28 protein-coding genes, 1 tRNA gene, 1 rRNA gene and 1 pseudogene are annotated in these 15,313 nt (G+C 48.5%); 27 read left to right on the top strand and 4 right to left on the bottom strand.

Annotation, left to right across the window (positions count from 1 at the left end; all coding sequences use genetic code 11):
- Positions 1-290 precede the first annotated feature (290 nt).
- The 22 genes and pseudogenes from JCM16161_RS19270 (at position 291) to JCM16161_RS13190 (ending at position 10,698) form a co-directional block, all read left to right on the top strand.
- The gene (locus tag JCM16161_RS19270; RefSeq protein WP_243671737.1) at positions 291-587 is read left to right on the top strand and encodes a hypothetical protein; all 297 of its coding nucleotides are present in this window, start codon (positions 291-293) and stop codon (positions 585-587) included.
- Positions 588-598: 11 nt separating this feature from the next.
- Positions 599-835 (top strand): hypothetical protein, encoded by a 237-nt coding sequence (locus tag JCM16161_RS19265; RefSeq protein ID WP_243671736.1) that lies wholly within the window; start codon positions 599-601, stop codon positions 833-835.
- 155 nt (positions 836-990) lie between these two features.
- Positions 991-1,182 carry a hypothetical protein gene (locus JCM16161_RS13250; protein ID WP_243671735.1) on the top strand — a complete coding sequence of 64 codons (192 nt, stop codon included), beginning with the start codon at positions 991-993 and terminating at the stop codon, positions 1,180-1,182.
- A 17-nt stretch (positions 1,183-1,199) separates the two neighbouring features.
- Entirely contained in the window at positions 1,200-1,367 is a 168-nt protein-coding gene (locus JCM16161_RS19260; protein WP_243671734.1) for a hypothetical protein, read from the top strand.
- Between the two features lie 17 nt (positions 1,368-1,384).
- Entirely contained in the window at positions 1,385-1,729 is a 345-nt protein-coding gene (locus JCM16161_RS13245) for a hypothetical protein (RefSeq protein WP_243671738.1), read from the top strand.
- Complete coding sequence (locus JCM16161_RS13240; protein WP_243671733.1) at positions 1,696-1,935, top strand: hypothetical protein; 240 nt, start codon at positions 1,696-1,698, stop codon at positions 1,933-1,935. The genes JCM16161_RS13245 and JCM16161_RS13240 overlap by 34 nt, the downstream gene beginning before the upstream one ends.
- Positions 1,936-2,080: 145 nt before the next feature.
- Positions 2,081-2,251, top strand: coding sequence for a hypothetical protein (locus JCM16161_RS19255; RefSeq protein ID WP_243671732.1), 171 nt, complete (start codon positions 2,081-2,083; stop codon positions 2,249-2,251).
- 71 nt (positions 2,252-2,322) lie between these two features.
- Positions 2,323-3,021: a hypothetical protein gene (locus tag JCM16161_RS19250; RefSeq protein ID WP_243671731.1), complete on the top strand. Its 699-nt coding sequence runs from the start codon at positions 2,323-2,325 to the stop codon at positions 3,019-3,021.
- 85 nt (positions 3,022-3,106) lie between these two features.
- Positions 3,107-3,883: a CpaF/VirB11 family protein gene (locus tag JCM16161_RS19245; RefSeq protein ID WP_243671730.1), complete on the top strand. Its 777-nt coding sequence runs from the start codon at positions 3,107-3,109 to the stop codon at positions 3,881-3,883.
- The gene (locus JCM16161_RS13230; RefSeq protein WP_243671729.1) at positions 3,883-4,416 is read left to right on the top strand and encodes a ParA family protein; all 534 of its coding nucleotides are present in this window, start codon (positions 3,883-3,885) and stop codon (positions 4,414-4,416) included. Before JCM16161_RS19245 ends, JCM16161_RS13230 begins: the two co-directional genes overlap by 1 nt.
- 115 nt (positions 4,417-4,531) lie before the next feature.
- Positions 4,532-4,699, top strand: a complete 168-nt coding sequence (locus JCM16161_RS19240; RefSeq protein ID WP_243671728.1) for a hypothetical protein — start codon at positions 4,532-4,534, stop codon at positions 4,697-4,699.
- 150 nt (positions 4,700-4,849) lie between these two features.
- The gene (locus JCM16161_RS13225) at positions 4,850-5,422 is read left to right on the top strand and encodes a hypothetical protein (protein ID WP_243671727.1); all 573 of its coding nucleotides are present in this window, start codon (positions 4,850-4,852) and stop codon (positions 5,420-5,422) included.
- Between the two features lie 222 nt (positions 5,423-5,644).
- Entirely contained in the window at positions 5,645-5,935 is a 291-nt protein-coding gene (locus JCM16161_RS13220) for a hypothetical protein (RefSeq protein ID WP_243671726.1), read from the top strand.
- Between the two features lie 76 nt (positions 5,936-6,011).
- Positions 6,012-6,269, top strand: coding sequence for a hypothetical protein (locus JCM16161_RS19235; RefSeq protein ID WP_243671725.1), 258 nt, complete (start codon positions 6,012-6,014; stop codon positions 6,267-6,269).
- Positions 6,254-6,436, top strand: a complete 183-nt coding sequence (locus JCM16161_RS19230) for a hypothetical protein (RefSeq protein WP_243671724.1) — start codon at positions 6,254-6,256, stop codon at positions 6,434-6,436. The genes JCM16161_RS19235 and JCM16161_RS19230 overlap by 16 nt, the downstream gene beginning before the upstream one ends.
- A 221-nt stretch (positions 6,437-6,657) precedes the next feature.
- Positions 6,658-6,912, top strand: coding sequence for a hypothetical protein (locus JCM16161_RS19225; protein WP_243671723.1), 255 nt, complete (start codon positions 6,658-6,660; stop codon positions 6,910-6,912).
- Positions 6,909-7,823 (top strand): hypothetical protein, encoded by a 915-nt coding sequence (locus JCM16161_RS13210; protein WP_243671722.1) that lies wholly within the window; start codon positions 6,909-6,911, stop codon positions 7,821-7,823. The genes JCM16161_RS19225 and JCM16161_RS13210 overlap by 4 nt, the downstream gene beginning before the upstream one ends.
- Before the next feature lie 232 nt (positions 7,824-8,055).
- On the top strand, positions 8,056-8,409 hold the full coding sequence (locus JCM16161_RS13205) for a hypothetical protein (protein WP_054856167.1): 354 nt from the start codon (positions 8,056-8,058) through the stop codon (positions 8,407-8,409).
- Positions 8,402-8,575, top strand: coding sequence for a hypothetical protein (locus tag JCM16161_RS19220; protein WP_243671721.1), 174 nt, complete (start codon positions 8,402-8,404; stop codon positions 8,573-8,575). The genes JCM16161_RS13205 and JCM16161_RS19220 overlap by 8 nt, the downstream gene beginning before the upstream one ends.
- Before the next feature lie 267 nt (positions 8,576-8,842).
- Positions 8,843-9,165, top strand: a pseudogene (locus JCM16161_RS13200) (AbrB/MazE/SpoVT family DNA-binding domain-containing protein).
- A gap of 71 nt (positions 9,166-9,236) precedes the next feature.
- Positions 9,237-9,524 (top strand): hypothetical protein, encoded by a 288-nt coding sequence (locus JCM16161_RS13195; protein ID WP_054856166.1) that lies wholly within the window; start codon positions 9,237-9,239, stop codon positions 9,522-9,524.
- A 151-nt stretch (positions 9,525-9,675) separates the two neighbouring features.
- Complete coding sequence (locus JCM16161_RS13190) at positions 9,676-10,698, top strand: hypothetical protein (protein WP_054856165.1); 1,023 nt, start codon at positions 9,676-9,678, stop codon at positions 10,696-10,698.
- On the opposite strand, the gene JCM16161_RS19215 is transcribed toward JCM16161_RS13190, so the two are convergent.
- Entirely contained in the window at positions 10,689-10,871 is a 183-nt protein-coding gene (locus tag JCM16161_RS19215; RefSeq protein ID WP_243671720.1) for a hypothetical protein, read from the bottom strand. The two genes, JCM16161_RS13190 and JCM16161_RS19215, sit on opposite strands and share 10 nt — an antisense overlap.
- 250 nt (positions 10,872-11,121) lie before the next feature.
- Between JCM16161_RS19215 and JCM16161_RS13185 the strand changes: the two genes are divergently transcribed.
- Together JCM16161_RS13185 and JCM16161_RS13180 are read left to right on the top strand one after the other, a co-directional pair.
- Entirely contained in the window at positions 11,122-11,454 is a 333-nt protein-coding gene (locus JCM16161_RS13185) for a hypothetical protein (protein ID WP_054856164.1), read from the top strand.
- On the top strand, positions 11,444-11,773 hold the full coding sequence (locus JCM16161_RS13180; protein ID WP_054856163.1) for a hypothetical protein: 330 nt from the start codon (positions 11,444-11,446) through the stop codon (positions 11,771-11,773). The genes JCM16161_RS13185 and JCM16161_RS13180 overlap by 11 nt, the downstream gene beginning before the upstream one ends.
- Here JCM16161_RS13180 and JCM16161_RS13175 read toward each other — a convergent pair.
- The gene (locus JCM16161_RS13175; protein WP_243671719.1) at positions 11,759-13,081 is read right to left on the bottom strand and encodes an IS200/IS605 family accessory protein TnpB-related protein; all 1,323 of its coding nucleotides are present in this window, start codon (positions 13,079-13,081) and stop codon (positions 11,759-11,761) included. The two genes, JCM16161_RS13180 and JCM16161_RS13175, sit on opposite strands and share 15 nt — an antisense overlap.
- Complete coding sequence (locus tag JCM16161_RS13170) at positions 13,056-13,673, bottom strand: IS607 family transposase (protein WP_054856161.1); 618 nt, start codon at positions 13,671-13,673, stop codon at positions 13,056-13,058. The genes JCM16161_RS13175 and JCM16161_RS13170 overlap by 26 nt, the downstream gene beginning before the upstream one ends.
- Positions 13,674-13,728: 55 nt before the next feature.
- Between JCM16161_RS13170 and JCM16161_RS13165 the strand changes: the two genes are divergently transcribed.
- Both JCM16161_RS13165 and rrf read left to right on the top strand, forming a co-directional pair.
- Positions 13,729-13,929, top strand: coding sequence for a hypothetical protein (locus tag JCM16161_RS13165; protein ID WP_054856160.1), 201 nt, complete (start codon positions 13,729-13,731; stop codon positions 13,927-13,929).
- 225 nt (positions 13,930-14,154) lie between these two features.
- A 5S ribosomal RNA gene (gene rrf, locus JCM16161_RS13160) occupies positions 14,155-14,275 on the top strand.
- A gap of 128 nt (positions 14,276-14,403) precedes the next feature.
- Here rrf and JCM16161_RS13155 read toward each other — a convergent pair.
- Complete coding sequence (locus JCM16161_RS13155) at positions 14,404-14,838, bottom strand: hypothetical protein (protein ID WP_054856159.1); 435 nt, start codon at positions 14,836-14,838, stop codon at positions 14,404-14,406.
- Between the two features lie 156 nt (positions 14,839-14,994).
- On the opposite strand from JCM16161_RS13155, the gene JCM16161_RS19210 reads away from it, so the two are divergent.
- Positions 14,995-15,101 (top strand) — tRNA-His (locus tag JCM16161_RS19210).
- Positions 15,102-15,313 lie beyond the last annotated feature (212 nt).

Below are 15,313 nucleotides of genomic sequence, written 5' to 3'. Positions count from 1 at the left end.
CAATCAACGCATTGAATCCGCGGAAGCCACAATCGAGGAACACGGACAATGAAACAACGAGGAAAAACGCAACGGGTAAAGCCATGAAACAATGGACGGCAATCCCAAGCCTGAATTACTCTTTGTTCTTCAATCCCCGAGAGCCAATTGGCGATTTTCCCTCGGAATTCGAGGAAATTGTTCAGAAAAGACCCGGCAAAGACCGGACAATACCCACTTGTCTCTAGGGGCTGCTGTCCTTTGTTCCACGCATTCCAGCCCCCTTTTAAGGCGTTGATTAATGGCTGTTGATGCTCATACTCAGGGATGGGTTGGTGCGTAGGAGGGACTTGTTCGTCTACGGCTTTAGTTCGCCCAGTAGGCCGGTCAATGTGGGCCTTGGCTCGGTTGCGTTCATCACCAAAAACTCGGTCCTAGTGGCCTCTGCAATGCCTAGGGAGTTCGGGATTAGGGAGTCCCAAATCAACCCAGGCGACGTGTTGATCAAGGGAAAAGTGAGGAGGCAGTTCTGCTGGGACGGGAACTTCATCTGGCCCCCCGAGGCCGCAGAAAGCCTAGTGGCCCTCGTCGACTCTGGCTATGCCTAGTCATTGAGCGCTTGGGCAGGGCGCCAAACATCATTAAGACCTACCGCAAACTCGTTAACCGAGGACTCTTCAGGGCCGAGACAATACTGAACATACAGGCCATGACGTCGACAACGCCGGTCTTGGTAGGGATAATCGAGGTCGAGGAAATCGGCAGGGGGAGACCATTCTGGAGGATGCCCAGGCCGTGCTTGGCTGGGCAGTACATAAACAACGCCCTAAGCAAGCTGGGCGTCAGGGTAGTATGAGCATTAGGGACTGCATTAAGCCATTAAATGGCGATTCATTGAACCACGGGGTAACATGTATTAGGGTCATTAAGAATTACGGTGATTGGGAGGTGGAGCTCGACGTATGCATCGAGCTCCCTTGAAGCCTTATAAGTTGTTGGTTAATGACTAATGTGCCTAGGAAAAAGGCTGAGCCCACCGAGGACAGTGAGCTCGAGAGGCTTGTTGATCTCGGCTTTAGTAGGCAGACCATTGATAGGTTGATCAATGCCGGCGTCAAGAGCCTTAGGCACATTTTGTTATTCAATGCCGAGGAGCTCCAGGAGTTGCTCGGTAGTCCGGACACTGAGTTGCCTAGCGTTTAATCAACACGGCTAGGGAGTTGCTTGCCGAGTCACCAAGTGCCGTGAGTGCCAGGGAGAGGGTTGAGGTGATTAGCAGGATGCCAGTCCTAAGGACCGGCGTTGATGGCTTGGACAACGCGGTTGGTGGGCTTAGGTTCGGCGCAAGCACGAGTTCGCGGGTGAGTTCGGGGCTGGTAAGACGATAATAGCTCTTCAAGCCGCAATAGCCTCGATTGGTCAATTCGGCTCTAGGGTCGTGTACATAGACACTGAGAAGACGATTGACCAGTACTTATCGAGCCAGTTGATCAAGAACATGTGCGGTAGGTTCGGCGTTGATTACGACTCGGCAATCAGCGACTACCTACTCATCTACAACCCAGCTACTGTGGACGACCTCGAGGACTTCATCAAGCTCAAACTAACCGATCTGGTCATTAGCGGCAATGCCAGGGTAATCATCGTCGACTCAATAACGGCATTGTACCGAGCCAATTCAGGGGTAGGGAGAAGTTGGCCGAGAGGCAGCAGCGATTGCACTACGTACTCGACTGGCTTAGGCGCTTAACCATTAGGCTCGGCGTGTTGGTGGTATACACAAATCAAGTCATGACGAGCCCAACAGGCTACATAGAGGTCAAGATGCCCGTTGGCGGAAACGTACTGGCCCACACAGTGAATGCGAGGTGGCTAATGGTCAGGGCATCAAAAAGCAAGAACGAGGGGGTGATGAAGGCGTCGACGTGCCGGGGCTGGTTCCCGGATTCGAGGTAAGGTACTCAATAGGTGATGATGGCCTCCATTGACCCCTCTTTAGCTGGAATTGATTGCAGTGGGTTATAAATTGTTTAGGGTTGAGTAAGTGAATGGGTCAGGGGGCCGATGAGGCCTTGGGAGTGCCTAGGGCCCCTTCGTCTCCGTGGGCTACGCATTCATGGCCCTCACGGCCTACTTAATGGCCGGCATACACGCCGTAGCCATCACGGGCGTGGGCGTGCCAATAACCCTAAACCCGCAGTTAATAACCCAGACACTGATCCCGCTCGCCGTTATTACGTCAATCCTGGTGGCAAGTCGATGCACTCAATAGGCCTTGGGATCTCCCTAACCCCAGTCTTCCTAATACCGTTAATACCGCTGGTTTGGTGACTAGGCATGCACATGTCTAGGCCCAAGGTCGTTGGCCAGGGCTTGGTGAGGCACTACACGGTTGAGTTCGGAGGCATTAAGACCGACATTGAGATACACCTGATACAGGCTAGCCAATACGGTGTCCATGACTACGTGGCCTACGTAATCGACGACGTGCCTGAATGGGTCATTGCACTGCCCCTTGACAGGATTGTCGATTGGTTTGGCTCGGGAATGAAGTTGGAGAGGGCTGTCGAGAAGGGTCTCAGGCTTATTGGCATTAAGCCGAGTAGGGAAAGCATTGAGTTAGCGATTAACGTGTTCAATAGGTGGTTTAACCACTACGGCGCATTGACGCCAGTCCTAATGATGGATGACGTTACTGACATACACATTAACAAGGTGAATACGAAGTACGGGCTTGGCGGGATATACATGGAGCACACCCTACTTGGTAGGGTACAGGTCGTAATCGGTTGGGAGCCTTACGAGGTCAGGAGGGGTAATAAGGTGGTCAAGACCGTGAGTTTCGATTTGAACTCACTCATCGACTACCTAATGCGTAGGGTGGCCCAGAGGGCTAGGACGGCAGTAACGGCATACAACCCGATGGCGTCGGTTGTGGACCCAGAGTTCGGAGTTAGGATATCGATAGAGAGCGAGCCAGTGAGCCCTGGCTCCATCAGCATTAGGGTCCTGCCAGGAGGCCCTGGACCCTCCCCGAGTTGATTAGGCGCGGGATGATCGGCATCGAGGACTCCGCCAAACTATGGCTCCTTGCCGACCACAGGGTCCCAATCCTAATAATCGGCCAATGGGTAGTGGTAAGACGAGCCTCCAGAACGCCATTGCCTACATGCTCGTCACGAGGTCCATTGCCTTGATAATGGACGTATCCGAGCTCTTCCTACCCCATCACCAAGTCGTGAAGCCATTATTTGAGAGGGTGGCCTACGCACACGGAATTAGGAGCATCGAAAAGGCCGAGTTGATTAGGCAGGCGCTTAGGTCCGGTGTGGACATAATCGTGCTTAATGAGGCGAGGAGTAGGGATGAGTTTAGGGCTTTGGCCGAGGCCATTACCCTTGGCCATGGTGCCTTGACAACGTTCCACGCGGAGGACATTGAGGCGGCTAAGGCTAGGCTCTCTAGCCTCGGTATTGAGGCCGGTGATTTGCTTAGGCTCTCCGTGGTTGTCGAGGTCTCGATGACTAGGGATGTGCGTTACAACAGCGGGACCGGCGTGTATGAGGTGGTGACTAGGAGGTTTGTTAGGAAAGTCCACAACGCGGAGCCGTACATAAACGCCTTGATTAGGGACTACGGAACCGACTACGTGAATAGGCAGCTGGAGCTTAGGGAGGCATTCCTAACGAGGGCTGTCAGCGCGAATCTAAACCATGAGCAACTAGCCAGTTTGCTCTACGTATTCTACAAACAGCCAGAAGCCGTTTTGAGGGGCATGGACATAACGGCCGAGGTCAATAACGAACAGGTTAGTGGCGATGTAAAGCCACTGCCCCTACCGGATGAGTTGCTAAGCCTCGACTCAGAGCTTGAGCCTTATAAAGGCGGTAAGGGTGGTGATTGATGCTAAGGCCTAGGTTTGTCGTGGCCTCATTCTTCAGCGGATCGAAGGGTGGGACTGGGAAGAGCACTCTGGCTGCTAATTTGGCCATCGCAATGAGCCAGTCGCTTAGGGGTAACGTACTGTTGATTGACCTGGGCATTGACTCGAGCCAGACAGCCAGTAGGACGCTCGGCATCGTCCCGGAGAGGCTTGGCGTTTTAGACTTCCTAATGGGCTCGATTAATGACGTCAATCAATTGGTGAGTAGGTCCACGTACATGCCCTCGGTCTTCGTTGTTCCTCCCGGTAACGTTAGGAGTTACCAATTGGCGATCAGCACCAATGAGTCCTTCAACAGGTGGGTCTACATGATTAATTCGCTGGTGATGGGTACGGCCTCGCAACTAGTTTTGGTTGACCTACCGGCAAACGCCCCAATGCCCATTTCAATACCGGCATTGGTCACCTCGCAGATAATTAACGTAGTCCTAGACCACGCCACATACAGCGAGTACGTATCAGGGAGATCGATGATGTGTACATACAACCAATGATTACACAGTTAAAGTACAGGAAGATAATCAACGTAGTCCTGAACAAGGCATTGCCAGGGCTTGATACTGTCGAGTCTAGGATTAGGGCTTTGCCCGTAATGGCGAGGTGTTTATCGTGCCAATGAGCCCCATTGCCCAATACCTAACGGCAACAATGAAGCCGGCGATCCTATACGAACCAAGGGGGTCACTAGCCCAGTTCAGGAAGGCCCTCGAGACAATGACCAACGCATTAACGAGACAAATAAAGGCGTTGCTTACAGGGTCAATAAGCTTAGCGTAAGTCCGTTAAAAGAAGTCATTAAAGGTTTATATGCATCATTATGATTACGATCTAATGCCTGCATGGTGGCAAGAATTAATTTGTATTACTGGTATCAGCGGTGTTGTAGCTTACTTATTCACTTCACGATTCATTCCAAGGCTTAGTTTAATGGGCGTTACAGGCAATGAGTTAGATATCAACAACTTTTGCGGTGTGAGCAATATCCCAGTTATTCAGTGCGCCGCTAGGCTTGAGGTTAAGTATCTTCGGGTTGATGAGAGGTTTCTCGCCAAGAATGCGCGTGGCTGGGTCGGTGTGGTAACGGGTGACGGTGTCGAGCTTCACGGTGCTCCAGCGGCATGGGCTTTACCCGATGACCCAGTAAGCACAGACTTCGTTGGTAGGGAGTCGTTGGTGCTATTTAGGTTAGTCCCAGCCTGGGGTTCATTGGGTAGTGTGGATCCAAGGGTTGTTTGCCAAAACGTGGAGCATTACGTGAATCAAGAATACATCCTAGTATTCCCACCAGGCAATAAAATGTGCGCTAGGTACAATACAAATAAATGCTCATTATCATGCAAGACCGAGGTTTGTGGTGATAATACTCGTGTTCAGGCCGCGGCCGAGAACGTACATGGGGTCTCGTGCAGGGTAAGACTCGCCGATGCAATAAGGGCGTGCCTAGAGTCCTACTGTAGGGGTAAGGTGACAAAAGTACACTGCGAAGTGCGTGCCAGATAGGAGGTTAATTGCCGCGTTATTGCAGTCATATTAGGTTTTACATAGGTAGTCGATGGTTGCTCCGAGGCTTTGGCAGACTATTTTTGAATGAACGACGTATTAGGCATGGTTTATGAGGAATTAATTATTTATTGGTATTTAGGTGGTTTAAGCCAATATACGGATGTCCGTGAGGGCTGCCTTAACTCCCCTCCCTTTTAAATCAATCATTAGACCCTATTGATGGGCGGCCAAAACCCAGTGAGCAACTTCCTTAGGAGCTTGCTTGGTAGGGGTGATCAGGGTGATCAATCAAATCAGCCGAAGCCAGTGGTTGATTCCTTGCCTACGCCTCCACTGCCCAGTCAGCCCCAGCCGTTGCCTTTTGTGCCGAGTGCTGGCCAGGCTATCCTTGAGTCTGTCCTTGCTGAGATTGATAGGTTGTCTAGCATTGAGAGGGCCATCATTGCGGCTAGGCTACTCAACAGTGATGAGCCCTTGGGCAGGTCAGCCCTGAGGACTGGGCTAGGCTGATTGAGGAGAGGGTTGGGAAGGCATACGCGGAGGCGCTTAGGAAGTGGTTGACAATCAAGGGCTGTGGTGAGCAGAAATGAAGTTGATTAAGAGGGACTGCTTGGGCAAACTGGAGAGGGAGGTCAAGGAATTAGGCAGTATTAAGCTCAGGATGGTTAGGGTCAAGCCTGTCAAGGGCGATGATAAGGAGTTAATTAAATTCGTTAATTCCTGGTCGATGAGGTGCGCGGAGCCGCTTAGGAGTTACTGCAGGTCAGTCCTTTCGAGCTTGTCAAGTACTTCACGCCAGGATCAATCAATGAGTTGCTCAGTGAGGTGTTGGGTAGGGGCCTGAGCATTGAGGTTGCATTGATCTTGTTGTCGCAGTGCGACTTGGTTCACTGCAACGAGTATGCCGTCAAGGAGTACATCGAGACCGGCAAGGTGGACATCAACCAATTAATGAGTATTTTACAGAATGAAGGTGTTGGAATAAGCCCGAGGAGCTTAGGACAATCATAAACGGTGGGTATAATCAAGCGAAGAGTAATAGGTTGTCTTGGTTGCCGAGGTTCGTTAGGCGTTAGCCGGCCCTTTTAAGGCTGTTGGCGGGTCAAATAGATGGTTAGGGTTGACTCAAGGATCTACCTCGCAGTCCTGGTTGGGATCGTTGTAATGGGCATTGCCTACAAGCCACTGATCCTCCTAATACTCCCGGCATTGGTCTACGGGGGCTTCCGCGAGTGGCTGGTCGAGTCTTTGCTGAGCCTAGCTACCCAGGCTTGGCGCCCAAACTCGTTTTGGGCGGTGACTACGTCTATGACTTGAGGAATAAGGTCATGCACGTATTCTACAAAGCCGAGCCCATGTTCGACATAAGCCGATTGACCGGGAGCCAATACGTTGGCTTATTCGATGAGTTGGTTAGGAGGCTGAACCTAGGAATTAATGAGGCGGTCGCTTCATTAGGCTCGGCGATAACAGGTTCATTAGGTTGAGTAGGGTTGTAAAGAATGAGGATGAACTTCCTGAATTCAGCAGTTGGCTCGGCGCCAGGGAGAGACTGCTTAGGCAGTACTTCATACTCAAGCCCCTATCCGGTGATGACTTGAGGAGGCTAGTTGGTTTCCCAGTGACGCCAAGCAAAAAGAGGATGGTCATTGCATTGGCAATCCTATTCCTTGCATCATACATACTGTTCAAGGTCTACGGCTTGATAGTCATTGCCGCATTAGCGGCGATCACCATTAAGGCATTGAGCAATTACTCAGTAATCAGGGGTGGCCAATTAATTGTTTTGAGGAGGAGGCTTGTGGCTTCGAACAAGGTCTACACAATGCCCAGTGATGATGACGTTAGGGCTGTCGCCTCGGCAATGGCAAGCTACCTACGGAACTACGCATTAGTGATCTCCGGAAACCCGGAGTTTAGGGCATTGGCCTCGAGTAAGGTGGCTAGGGAGTACGAGAGGCTTGTGGTTCAGGAGAGGGGTAAGGCACTACCCGCAGTCAGCAAGTGGAGGGTAGTTCTTGATAGGATCATGCAGAGTGCGGAGGAGCCGGTCAAGGTAATGATTGCCGGTGACAGGGATTTGCCCGACAGCAACATGGTCATGACCAGCTCAAGGAGCCTAATGCATTTATGGGCTTTACCAACGATTGATGAGCTTAGCCACGACATAGCCATTGTGCCCATATTCCACGGCGGTAAGCTCATTAGCGAAATCTCGAGGGCCAGGGCTAGGTTGAGGGGTATGCCGAAGAACTGGTGGCGGCCGACCAAGGGCCTTATGGGTGAGCCCCCAGGATTATTGGTTGTTGCGATACATAACCCTCCTAACCCTTATCACTGGCTCCTCTGCACTAGGTCTTCTCAGCTCCTTAGGGGACTTATCTATTTCATAGCTTAACTAGGTATTATCGTGAAGTGTATATTGATTATTCAGTAACTGGAGTTTGTTAATTGAAACTTGCTTTACTGAAACCAAATAATTCAATTCTTCACTATCCATAACTCACCATAAACGAGCACTGGTTAGTCTATGCCCATTAATTACGATCAACGCACCACTGCCTATGGGCAGCAATTTTAAATGATCCTAGGGCGTTAATACCAACCTTGAATGGCTAATTGTTTACCGATTGGGGGTTAGGGTTTACATTAATAATCAAGTCCTATTGCCGGCTGGTGTTGTTAGGTGTCTTGGCCTTGGGGGTGTTGATTTTGTTGATGTTGTTATTGAGTTTGATGGTTGGCATGTTGAGGCTCGTGGTGTTAGGCTCCTCAAGCCAGCCCGTGGTAGGGGCCTTAGCAGGCAATTCACAATACCTAGGCATGTTAGGGAGGAGTTCGGTATCGAACCACTGAGTCAAATTGAGATTGAGATCATCAGTGTTAGGCCTTTGATCGTCATTGGGAGTAGAAAGGCTTTTAAGCAAGGCCTAGGCGAGGCATTGAATGACCCGGAAGCAACGTGGTGGGCAATTAATGAGTGAATCAATCATTGAATTCATTAATGAGGCAATTAGGGTCATTGAGCTCGGGAGGAGAGGATTGATGAGTAGGGATGAGGCACTGGACACACTATGGGAATTAATCATGAACATTGATTACGAGGTCAGGAGGAGGAAGTACCCAAGGATTGAGGCGTTAATGAATTAGATTGATTGTGCACCGTGGCTTAAGCACGATCAAATCATTAACATACCACCTTAGAGTGTAAAGCCATTGGTTTACCCATGAGGCACTTTCGGCAGTTGGATTCGCTGGGTTGGGAATTAATGAGTAATTAAATTAATTGATTACACTAAGGGAAGTGCAAAGGACAAACACGCAAATGAGAATTGGCTAAAGAGCTGATTGTGATCAATCCCTCTTTGTCAGCTCTCTGCGAAAGTTTTTTTATTTTGGAATTGAATAAAGAAGGTAATGCCGATTGCGAAGCCTGTTGATGGTCTTCCCTATAGGACTAGGGTTTACATTAATAATCAGGTCCTCCTTCCTGCTAGGCTCGTGAGGCTCTTGTTATTGAGTGGGCTCGTTATGCCGATGTCGTGATTAGGCATAATGGTAGGGTCATTGAGTTGAGGAATGTACTCCTCCTTAGGACTAGGCACACCGCGAGCAGGCAATTCACAATACCGAGGGAAGCCAGGGAGAAATTTGGGATTAGGCCATTGGATGAGGTTGAGGTAATCGCAATAAGACCGAAGCAGGCTAAAGAGATTGAGGCTGAGCCGAGGACTGGGTGATTATTATTCATGTACGGGGTCTTGCCCTTAAAATCCCGCGGCCAATCCAGCGCCATTGAGGTTGCCTGATAGTGCCGGTGATTATTGCCGCAATTATTATCTTCGTATTCCTAGTGCCCAATTACTCTTACTCGGCTGGTTCTGAGGTTGATACCTTCCAGTTGAACGCCATGGCCCAGTCGTTGCTTCAGTACATTGTTACTAACCCGGGTAATCCGCCTAATTGGGGTTTGAACTCCAGTGGCTTATCCTCCTTTGGGTTAGCCGAGCCAAACCAGCCATACCACCTAGACCCATTCAAGGTGATGGCCCTGGTTTACTGGACTACGCCAATGGGTTCATACCGAGGGGTGAGTTAAGCGGTTACTGCACCCTCAATCAAATAAATGGAACTGGCTTCAGGAGGTATCTAAGCCAGCTTGGTGTTACAGCCCTCTCAATAACGGGCAACTGGCTATTCACACCGGGCGCTACGCGCCATGGATAATAAACTACACCGAGGTCAAGGAGTTGCTAGGCCTAGGCAGTGACTACGAGTTCAGGCTGGTCCTAACGCCTGTGATGAACATTTCCGTTGTTGGCTTCCCACCAACGGGCCCAGGCAACTTCAACCTAGTCATTAGGGTCTTGAATAGCGTGGATAATACACCAATCAGTGGTGCTGAGGTGGGTATTCAATACTTCGCAATTGACCAGGCCGGTAATGACCTGGCCTGCCAGTATGGCTTGGTCACACCATGCACGCCGGCACCGAGCAATGCCCAGCTGCCTCCGGCATCAACATTCACCATACTCTCCACGAAACCGCTCATAATCGAGGGCTCCGAGGTAGGCTACACAAACAGGAGTGGTTATGTGGTCTTCACACTACCACTATCCTATGATGGCGACAACTCATACTTCATAATTATCAGGGCTAGTCTAGCGGGCCTTGGCGATTACTACTACTTCCAATACCCAACCCAATCAACCCCACTGCTCATGGTTGGCGTACTGCCCATGGGCACCACCTACAACTCCATAGTCTTCACAGACCCACACCTATTCACCGACTGCCTAATCAACTCCGGCCTAGTCGCAAACCCAAGCGCCACATCGCTCGGCCTCAGGGTAATCGCAGTTTACAGGAGCCTATACGGCTACGTATTCGAGGGCCTAAACTTCACACTAAACCCTGGAAGGGGCTCCCACTCATACCCAATACCCTGCAGTTCCTTGGCGGCGTCAAACGCCAGTGATTACTCAGCCTGCTACTGGAACCTACCGAGCGAACCAATGCTCCTAATAGTCAATGTGGTTAGGAATTCACAGGGTCAGGCCGGTGCGGTGCCCCTTGCCCAGTCAATAATTGTGCCCTACGGCCTATACCCAAACTACCTAATGAACAACGGCCCAATAGTATTCGGCGAGTCAATAAGGGATGCGCCCGTGGGTACCGCGACGGCACTGGTATACATCGGGGACTCAACCTACTACGCAACCCTATACCTATACTACGGAGGAAATGCGTTTGAGCCTATGGGTCAGCAGTAGTCGTCGTAATCCCATGGCGGGCACTTAGGCACCTCTGCACAGAGTTCCCAAGCCCTCATAAAGCACTTTAGACTGCGCACTGGGCAGTACGTGGTTATACACTCACGATTTCTCCTGAAGTCCAGGAGTAGTATTAGGAGTAGGGTTGCCGTGGGTATGGCGACCAACGACATGATTAAGAGACCCATCACCACTAAGTACCGAGTTGGGAGTTTAAATAACAAGGAACTCTTTCTAAAATGAATCCATGGATAATAAGAAATAATGCTTTGTTTATTACTTAGCGTCGACCATCGTGCGTAACTCTTTTGTTATAATGCCAATAAACTCATTCCACCCTTTTCAAATTCATGGGATAACTCGCACGTTTTTTTGTCAAAATAATTAGAAAATTTTTTATTAAGAACTGAACCTATAGGATTAATGAGCAGGCCCAAGCCCATCAGTGGGCTTCCCTATAAAATCAGGGTGTATGTGAATGGGCAGGTCCTAATACCTGCCAATGTTGTTAGGTCTCTAGGCATTGAGTGGGCTAGGTATGCAAGCATAGTTATTAGGCATGGCGAGAAACTTATTGAGTTAAGGAGGGTTTTACTGCTTAGAACTAGGAACACGGCATCAAGGCAATTCACAATACCGAGGGGTATTAGGGTACTCCTCGGTATTAGGCCCCTCGATGAGGTGGAGATCATTCAAATAAGGCCACTAAACGATAATGAGGTTGGGGAGGAGTTCAGGGTGGTTAATGATGGTTAGGGTTCTAATCGGAGGCTTTGGGCTTACATGCCCTGACTCGGGCAGTCTCGAATTCATAGACTACTGGTGCACAGTACTCAGTGGCTTCAGGGGCTTTGACTTGATCTTTGATAGACCCATAACGGATATTGCCTGGGCAATCCTGAGGCCTGGCCTGGACGTCGACGTGATCACCTGGGTGATTGATAACTCGGGTCTTGAGGATTACTTTGACGTCACTATTATGACCCCTGGTTGCGGCGGTAGGAGTGCAGTGATACTCATACCCAGGGAGGTTGGGAAGCTAACCGATCTATACAGGTGTTTACCCGTGGCGTAACTTCTCCTTACTTTTAATTACTTTTAATTCCGCCACGGGCACCCCTCTTAAGGGATCATACACGGTCACCCTTAAGTCATTGGGGCTAGTCGAGGGAAACACCACTACCCTCCCATCCACTTTCTTTACGAGATTAAGAGCGGCAATACAATCCCTCTCTAGCAAAACCTTACCACTTTCCAAATACCTAGCCGTTATCTTGAATACCTTAATACCCCTACCCTCGTGGGCAGTGCCCGTCATCAGGTAGGGGTTGAAGACCTTGACTATCCTCTCCACTACTTGCTTACTTTTCTTCAACTTCTTGCCGTTAAGTGGGTTGATGGAGGAGGTATATGATTCAGAAACCTCAACAACCTCAATAGGCTGAGCCTTTAGCATTTCCACGAATTTAACGACACTCCACTGGTGAATCCTATGCCTAAGCTTAGAGCCTTTATCTTTCTCCATTTTCTCCTTAGCATTTGAGGAGAACTTACCTACTATAACCTTAGTCTTCAAATCCCTAGCAAGCTCGGTTATCCTCTTAACAGTCTTCCTCAAAACGTCCATCTTCCTCTCCCTTTCCCTCAATCTCCTTAACTTCTTCTTAATTAGTTCGTCCTTAGTTGAATGCCCCTTAGTAATCTCCTTTCTCCTAATAGAGTAATTAATAACGATCTTCCCTAGCCCAGTCTCATAACGTCTCAACTCCTTGAGCTTAAAGCCCTCAAACACCGCAACGGTGATGTTATTCTCGTTAACGTCGATGGAAACGTAATTACCGTCCTTCACTTCAACGTCAACCTCCTTCTCGAACGTCAACCAAACCAGTGCTCTCCTACCCACTAACCTCAACTTAAGTTCATGTGAAACCCTCCAACCCTCATACAAGTAACGAATAAGTTGTTTGGTTATTCTCAGCGGTATCTCAACCCAACCCTTGTGGGTAAAAACACTAATTGACACTCTGTTAAATCTCCAATTAACCATGTTTGGAATCGTAATTATAACCCTCTTATACTCTGGTTTATCCCTCCTTGCCAGCCCTTTTTTCACCCTCCTCCTAAAACTTTTAACAATCCTACCAGCCACAATGTAGGCGCCTTCAATAACCCTTGAGGGTAGGAAGGGATACTTTTCCTTGTAGTAGTTATAGAATCTATCGTGCAACTTCTTCCTCGTAGTTGGTAAATCCTCTGATAGAATTACCTCAATCATCTCATTAACCATGTTTCTCTGGTATTCCTCAATCTCTCTAAGAACGTGATATTTCCACTTATTAAGAGGATCGCTCTCCAACCTAACCGTCCTTTTCAACGTCTTCAACACACTTAACCACCTTCTCGTATTTGTGAGGTCTATGACCGTAAATTCTTGAGGCGAATGATTTAACAATTTCCACGAAGTCCTCCACCAACTCTTGCATATAATCCTTGGGTTCCTCCTGGAAAGCCACTATCACGTTCACCCCATATGCTTTAAATAACTCAACTAGGTATTCGAAACCGAAACGTGTTAGCCTATCCTTATAGGCTACTACTATTGCATCAATTTGCCTCCTCTTAGCCAATTCTATGAGTTTCTTTAATCCTCTTCTATCTTCTTTCAATCCAGAGCCAATGTCCTTAATTTCTATTATCATTACATTACCAAAGGTTTTCTTAACCCATTCCTTCAACGCGTTTAATTGCCTCTCCATGTCGTCCTTCTGTGTATTTGATGAAACTCTAGCGTAAACCGCTACTTGCTTAACCTTTTCCTTTCTAGTTATTAACCTTTCTACCTCACTATAAGGTATCCTCCACCTACCGTTAACCTCAATAGCCTTTATTTTCCCTTCCCTAATCCACTTAATAACACCACTTCTACTCATCCCAAATATTTCAGCTACCTCGCTAGGTGTCAAATACCTCTCCACAGTAATTAGAAGTATTTAAAAATATTTAAAAGTTACGATGAAATGTTAGTCTCAGGTGCTTAGCCTGGGTTCGATTAGGTGCAGGGCACCAAGTAGGGAGGTGTTCAATGCCTGGTTAAGCGTGGTCGATGGGTTGGTGAGGAGCCTGGGAACCGAGGAATTAATGAAACACGCAATGAGCATACTAAGTGGTGAAAACATGAAGAGGCAGGGAATGAATGAGGTGGTTAGGACATACGTCTCAAAGATTACCTAGCCCATTCATGCTTATTTACATACCCATTACCGGCATTCACAGCCACTAGTGATTGCGAGAATTAACTGGTTTTTAACTACGTTACCTATCCCGAGACTGCCCAATACCCGGTTCATCACCAGGCTGAAACCTGGCATGCACGACATCTAAACTTACCATTGGCCATATTAATGTCAATAAAGCTTAAAAACTGGGTTAATTACGTCATTAATGGCCAAACCGAGGTAACCCGGCCATAGGCAGGGTGGCACCACCCGGACTCACCAGAACCCGGAAGTGAAACGCCCTGCCGCGTTCGGGAGTACTGCGGTCCGCGAGGCCGCGGGAAACCGGCGTGCCGGGACCTCGGGGCTATAACTCCTTAATGATTTAATAATAATGATGCATATTTAATTACACCCTAGATTAATGAGGATTACGAACAATCAAGATCTCTATCTCTTTTTAATTGGCGTGAGGGCCTCGTAATTAGGGTTAAGGCGTCTCTAAGTGATTATTAATTATCATGCGCGGTAGTGCTGTGAATTCTCCGATCATTATGAACATGGGCATCGTGGCCATTATCCTCAGGGCCAGACTTAGTATTGGGTATTCAGTGAGTGCCGCGAGTGGTATGGTGATTGCGTAGTTAATTACGTAGGGCATCAACAGCAACCTCTCGGTCCTGGTTATACCAAGAACGTTAACGCCAGTAAGTGCCTTATGAACCCTGGCATATACCAAGGCCCAGGGACCACGCCTAGTGACCAACGCATAAGCAAGTATAAGCCAGGCGGCAACGCTCAAGCCAATGGCAATTAATGAATTATTGAATAGCAGTATTAATTGAAAGGCTAATGAGTAAATAGCCGTCATTACCACAAAAACCATATTCACAAAAACCACGCCTTCCTCAATACCCTCATTCATACAGCAAACGATAAAAAGGGATGGGTATTTAAACCATTCTACAAAAGCAAAACGAGAAACAACGTTAAAAGCAGCGGTAAAATTAAACAAGATCGAGACTTAAGTGAGGGCATTAAAGGACAAAAACTTAAAAGCATGAATAATAAGAGAACCATTGCCGGGGTAGGGTAGTCTGGCGAGACTGGGGAAACCCAGTCTCGGGCAATTAACCTGCGGGCCTGTGGAGCCCGTGAACCCGGGTTCAAATCCCGGCCCCGGCCCCACGCAGGTTGTTGGTGTTTGTGTTTTGTTTGTTTTGTTTAGGCCCGTGGGCCTTGGACGAATTATTGATTGCCGTGGTTCATGTTTATTTAAAAATACGCGTTATTTACTTTCCTTACGGAATGAGAATAAATTTAAAATATTCTTAAGAATAGAATTAATCTATATGATATTGCCTTTACAGGGCATTGCATCTAGGACCAGTGGTTCAGCG

The organism is Vulcanisaeta sp. JCM 16161 (genome assembly GCF_001316285.1).
This window is presented reverse-complemented; position numbering and strand designations above follow the sequence as displayed.

Excerpts from the sequence above, each read along its gene's own strand:
- JCM16161_RS13220 (WP_243671726.1), top strand. The coding sequence starts at position 5,645 with ATGGGCGGCCAAAACCCAGTGAGCAACTTCCTTAGGAGCTTGCTTGGT.
- JCM16161_RS13155 (WP_054856159.1), bottom strand. The coding sequence starts at position 14,838 with ATGAATGAGGGTATTGAGGAAGGCGTGGTTTTTGTGAATATGGTTTTT.
- JCM16161_RS19270 (WP_243671737.1), top strand. The coding sequence starts at position 291 with ATGCTCATACTCAGGGATGGGTTGGTGCGTAGGAGGGACTTGTTCGTC.
- JCM16161_RS13230 (WP_243671729.1), top strand. The coding sequence starts at position 3,883 with ATGCTAAGGCCTAGGTTTGTCGTGGCCTCATTCTTCAGCGGATCGAAG.
- JCM16161_RS19245 (WP_243671730.1), top strand. The coding sequence starts at position 3,107 with ATGGGTAGTGGTAAGACGAGCCTCCAGAACGCCATTGCCTACATGCTC.
- JCM16161_RS19235 (WP_243671725.1), top strand. The coding sequence starts at position 6,012 with ATGAAGTTGATTAAGAGGGACTGCTTGGGCAAACTGGAGAGGGAGGTC.
- JCM16161_RS13225 (WP_243671727.1), top strand. The coding sequence starts at position 4,850 with ATGGGCGTTACAGGCAATGAGTTAGATATCAACAACTTTTGCGGTGTG.
- JCM16161_RS19250 (WP_243671731.1), top strand. The coding sequence starts at position 2,323 with ATGTCTAGGCCCAAGGTCGTTGGCCAGGGCTTGGTGAGGCACTACACG.
- JCM16161_RS19220 (WP_243671721.1), top strand. The coding sequence starts at position 8,402 with ATGAGTGAATCAATCATTGAATTCATTAATGAGGCAATTAGGGTCATT.
- JCM16161_RS19215 (WP_243671720.1), bottom strand. The coding sequence starts at position 10,871 with ATGTCGTTGGTCGCCATACCCACGGCAACCCTACTCCTAATACTACTC.
- JCM16161_RS13185 (WP_054856164.1), top strand. The coding sequence starts at position 11,122 with ATGAGCAGGCCCAAGCCCATCAGTGGGCTTCCCTATAAAATCAGGGTG.
- JCM16161_RS13180 (WP_054856163.1), top strand. The coding sequence starts at position 11,444 with ATGATGGTTAGGGTTCTAATCGGAGGCTTTGGGCTTACATGCCCTGAC.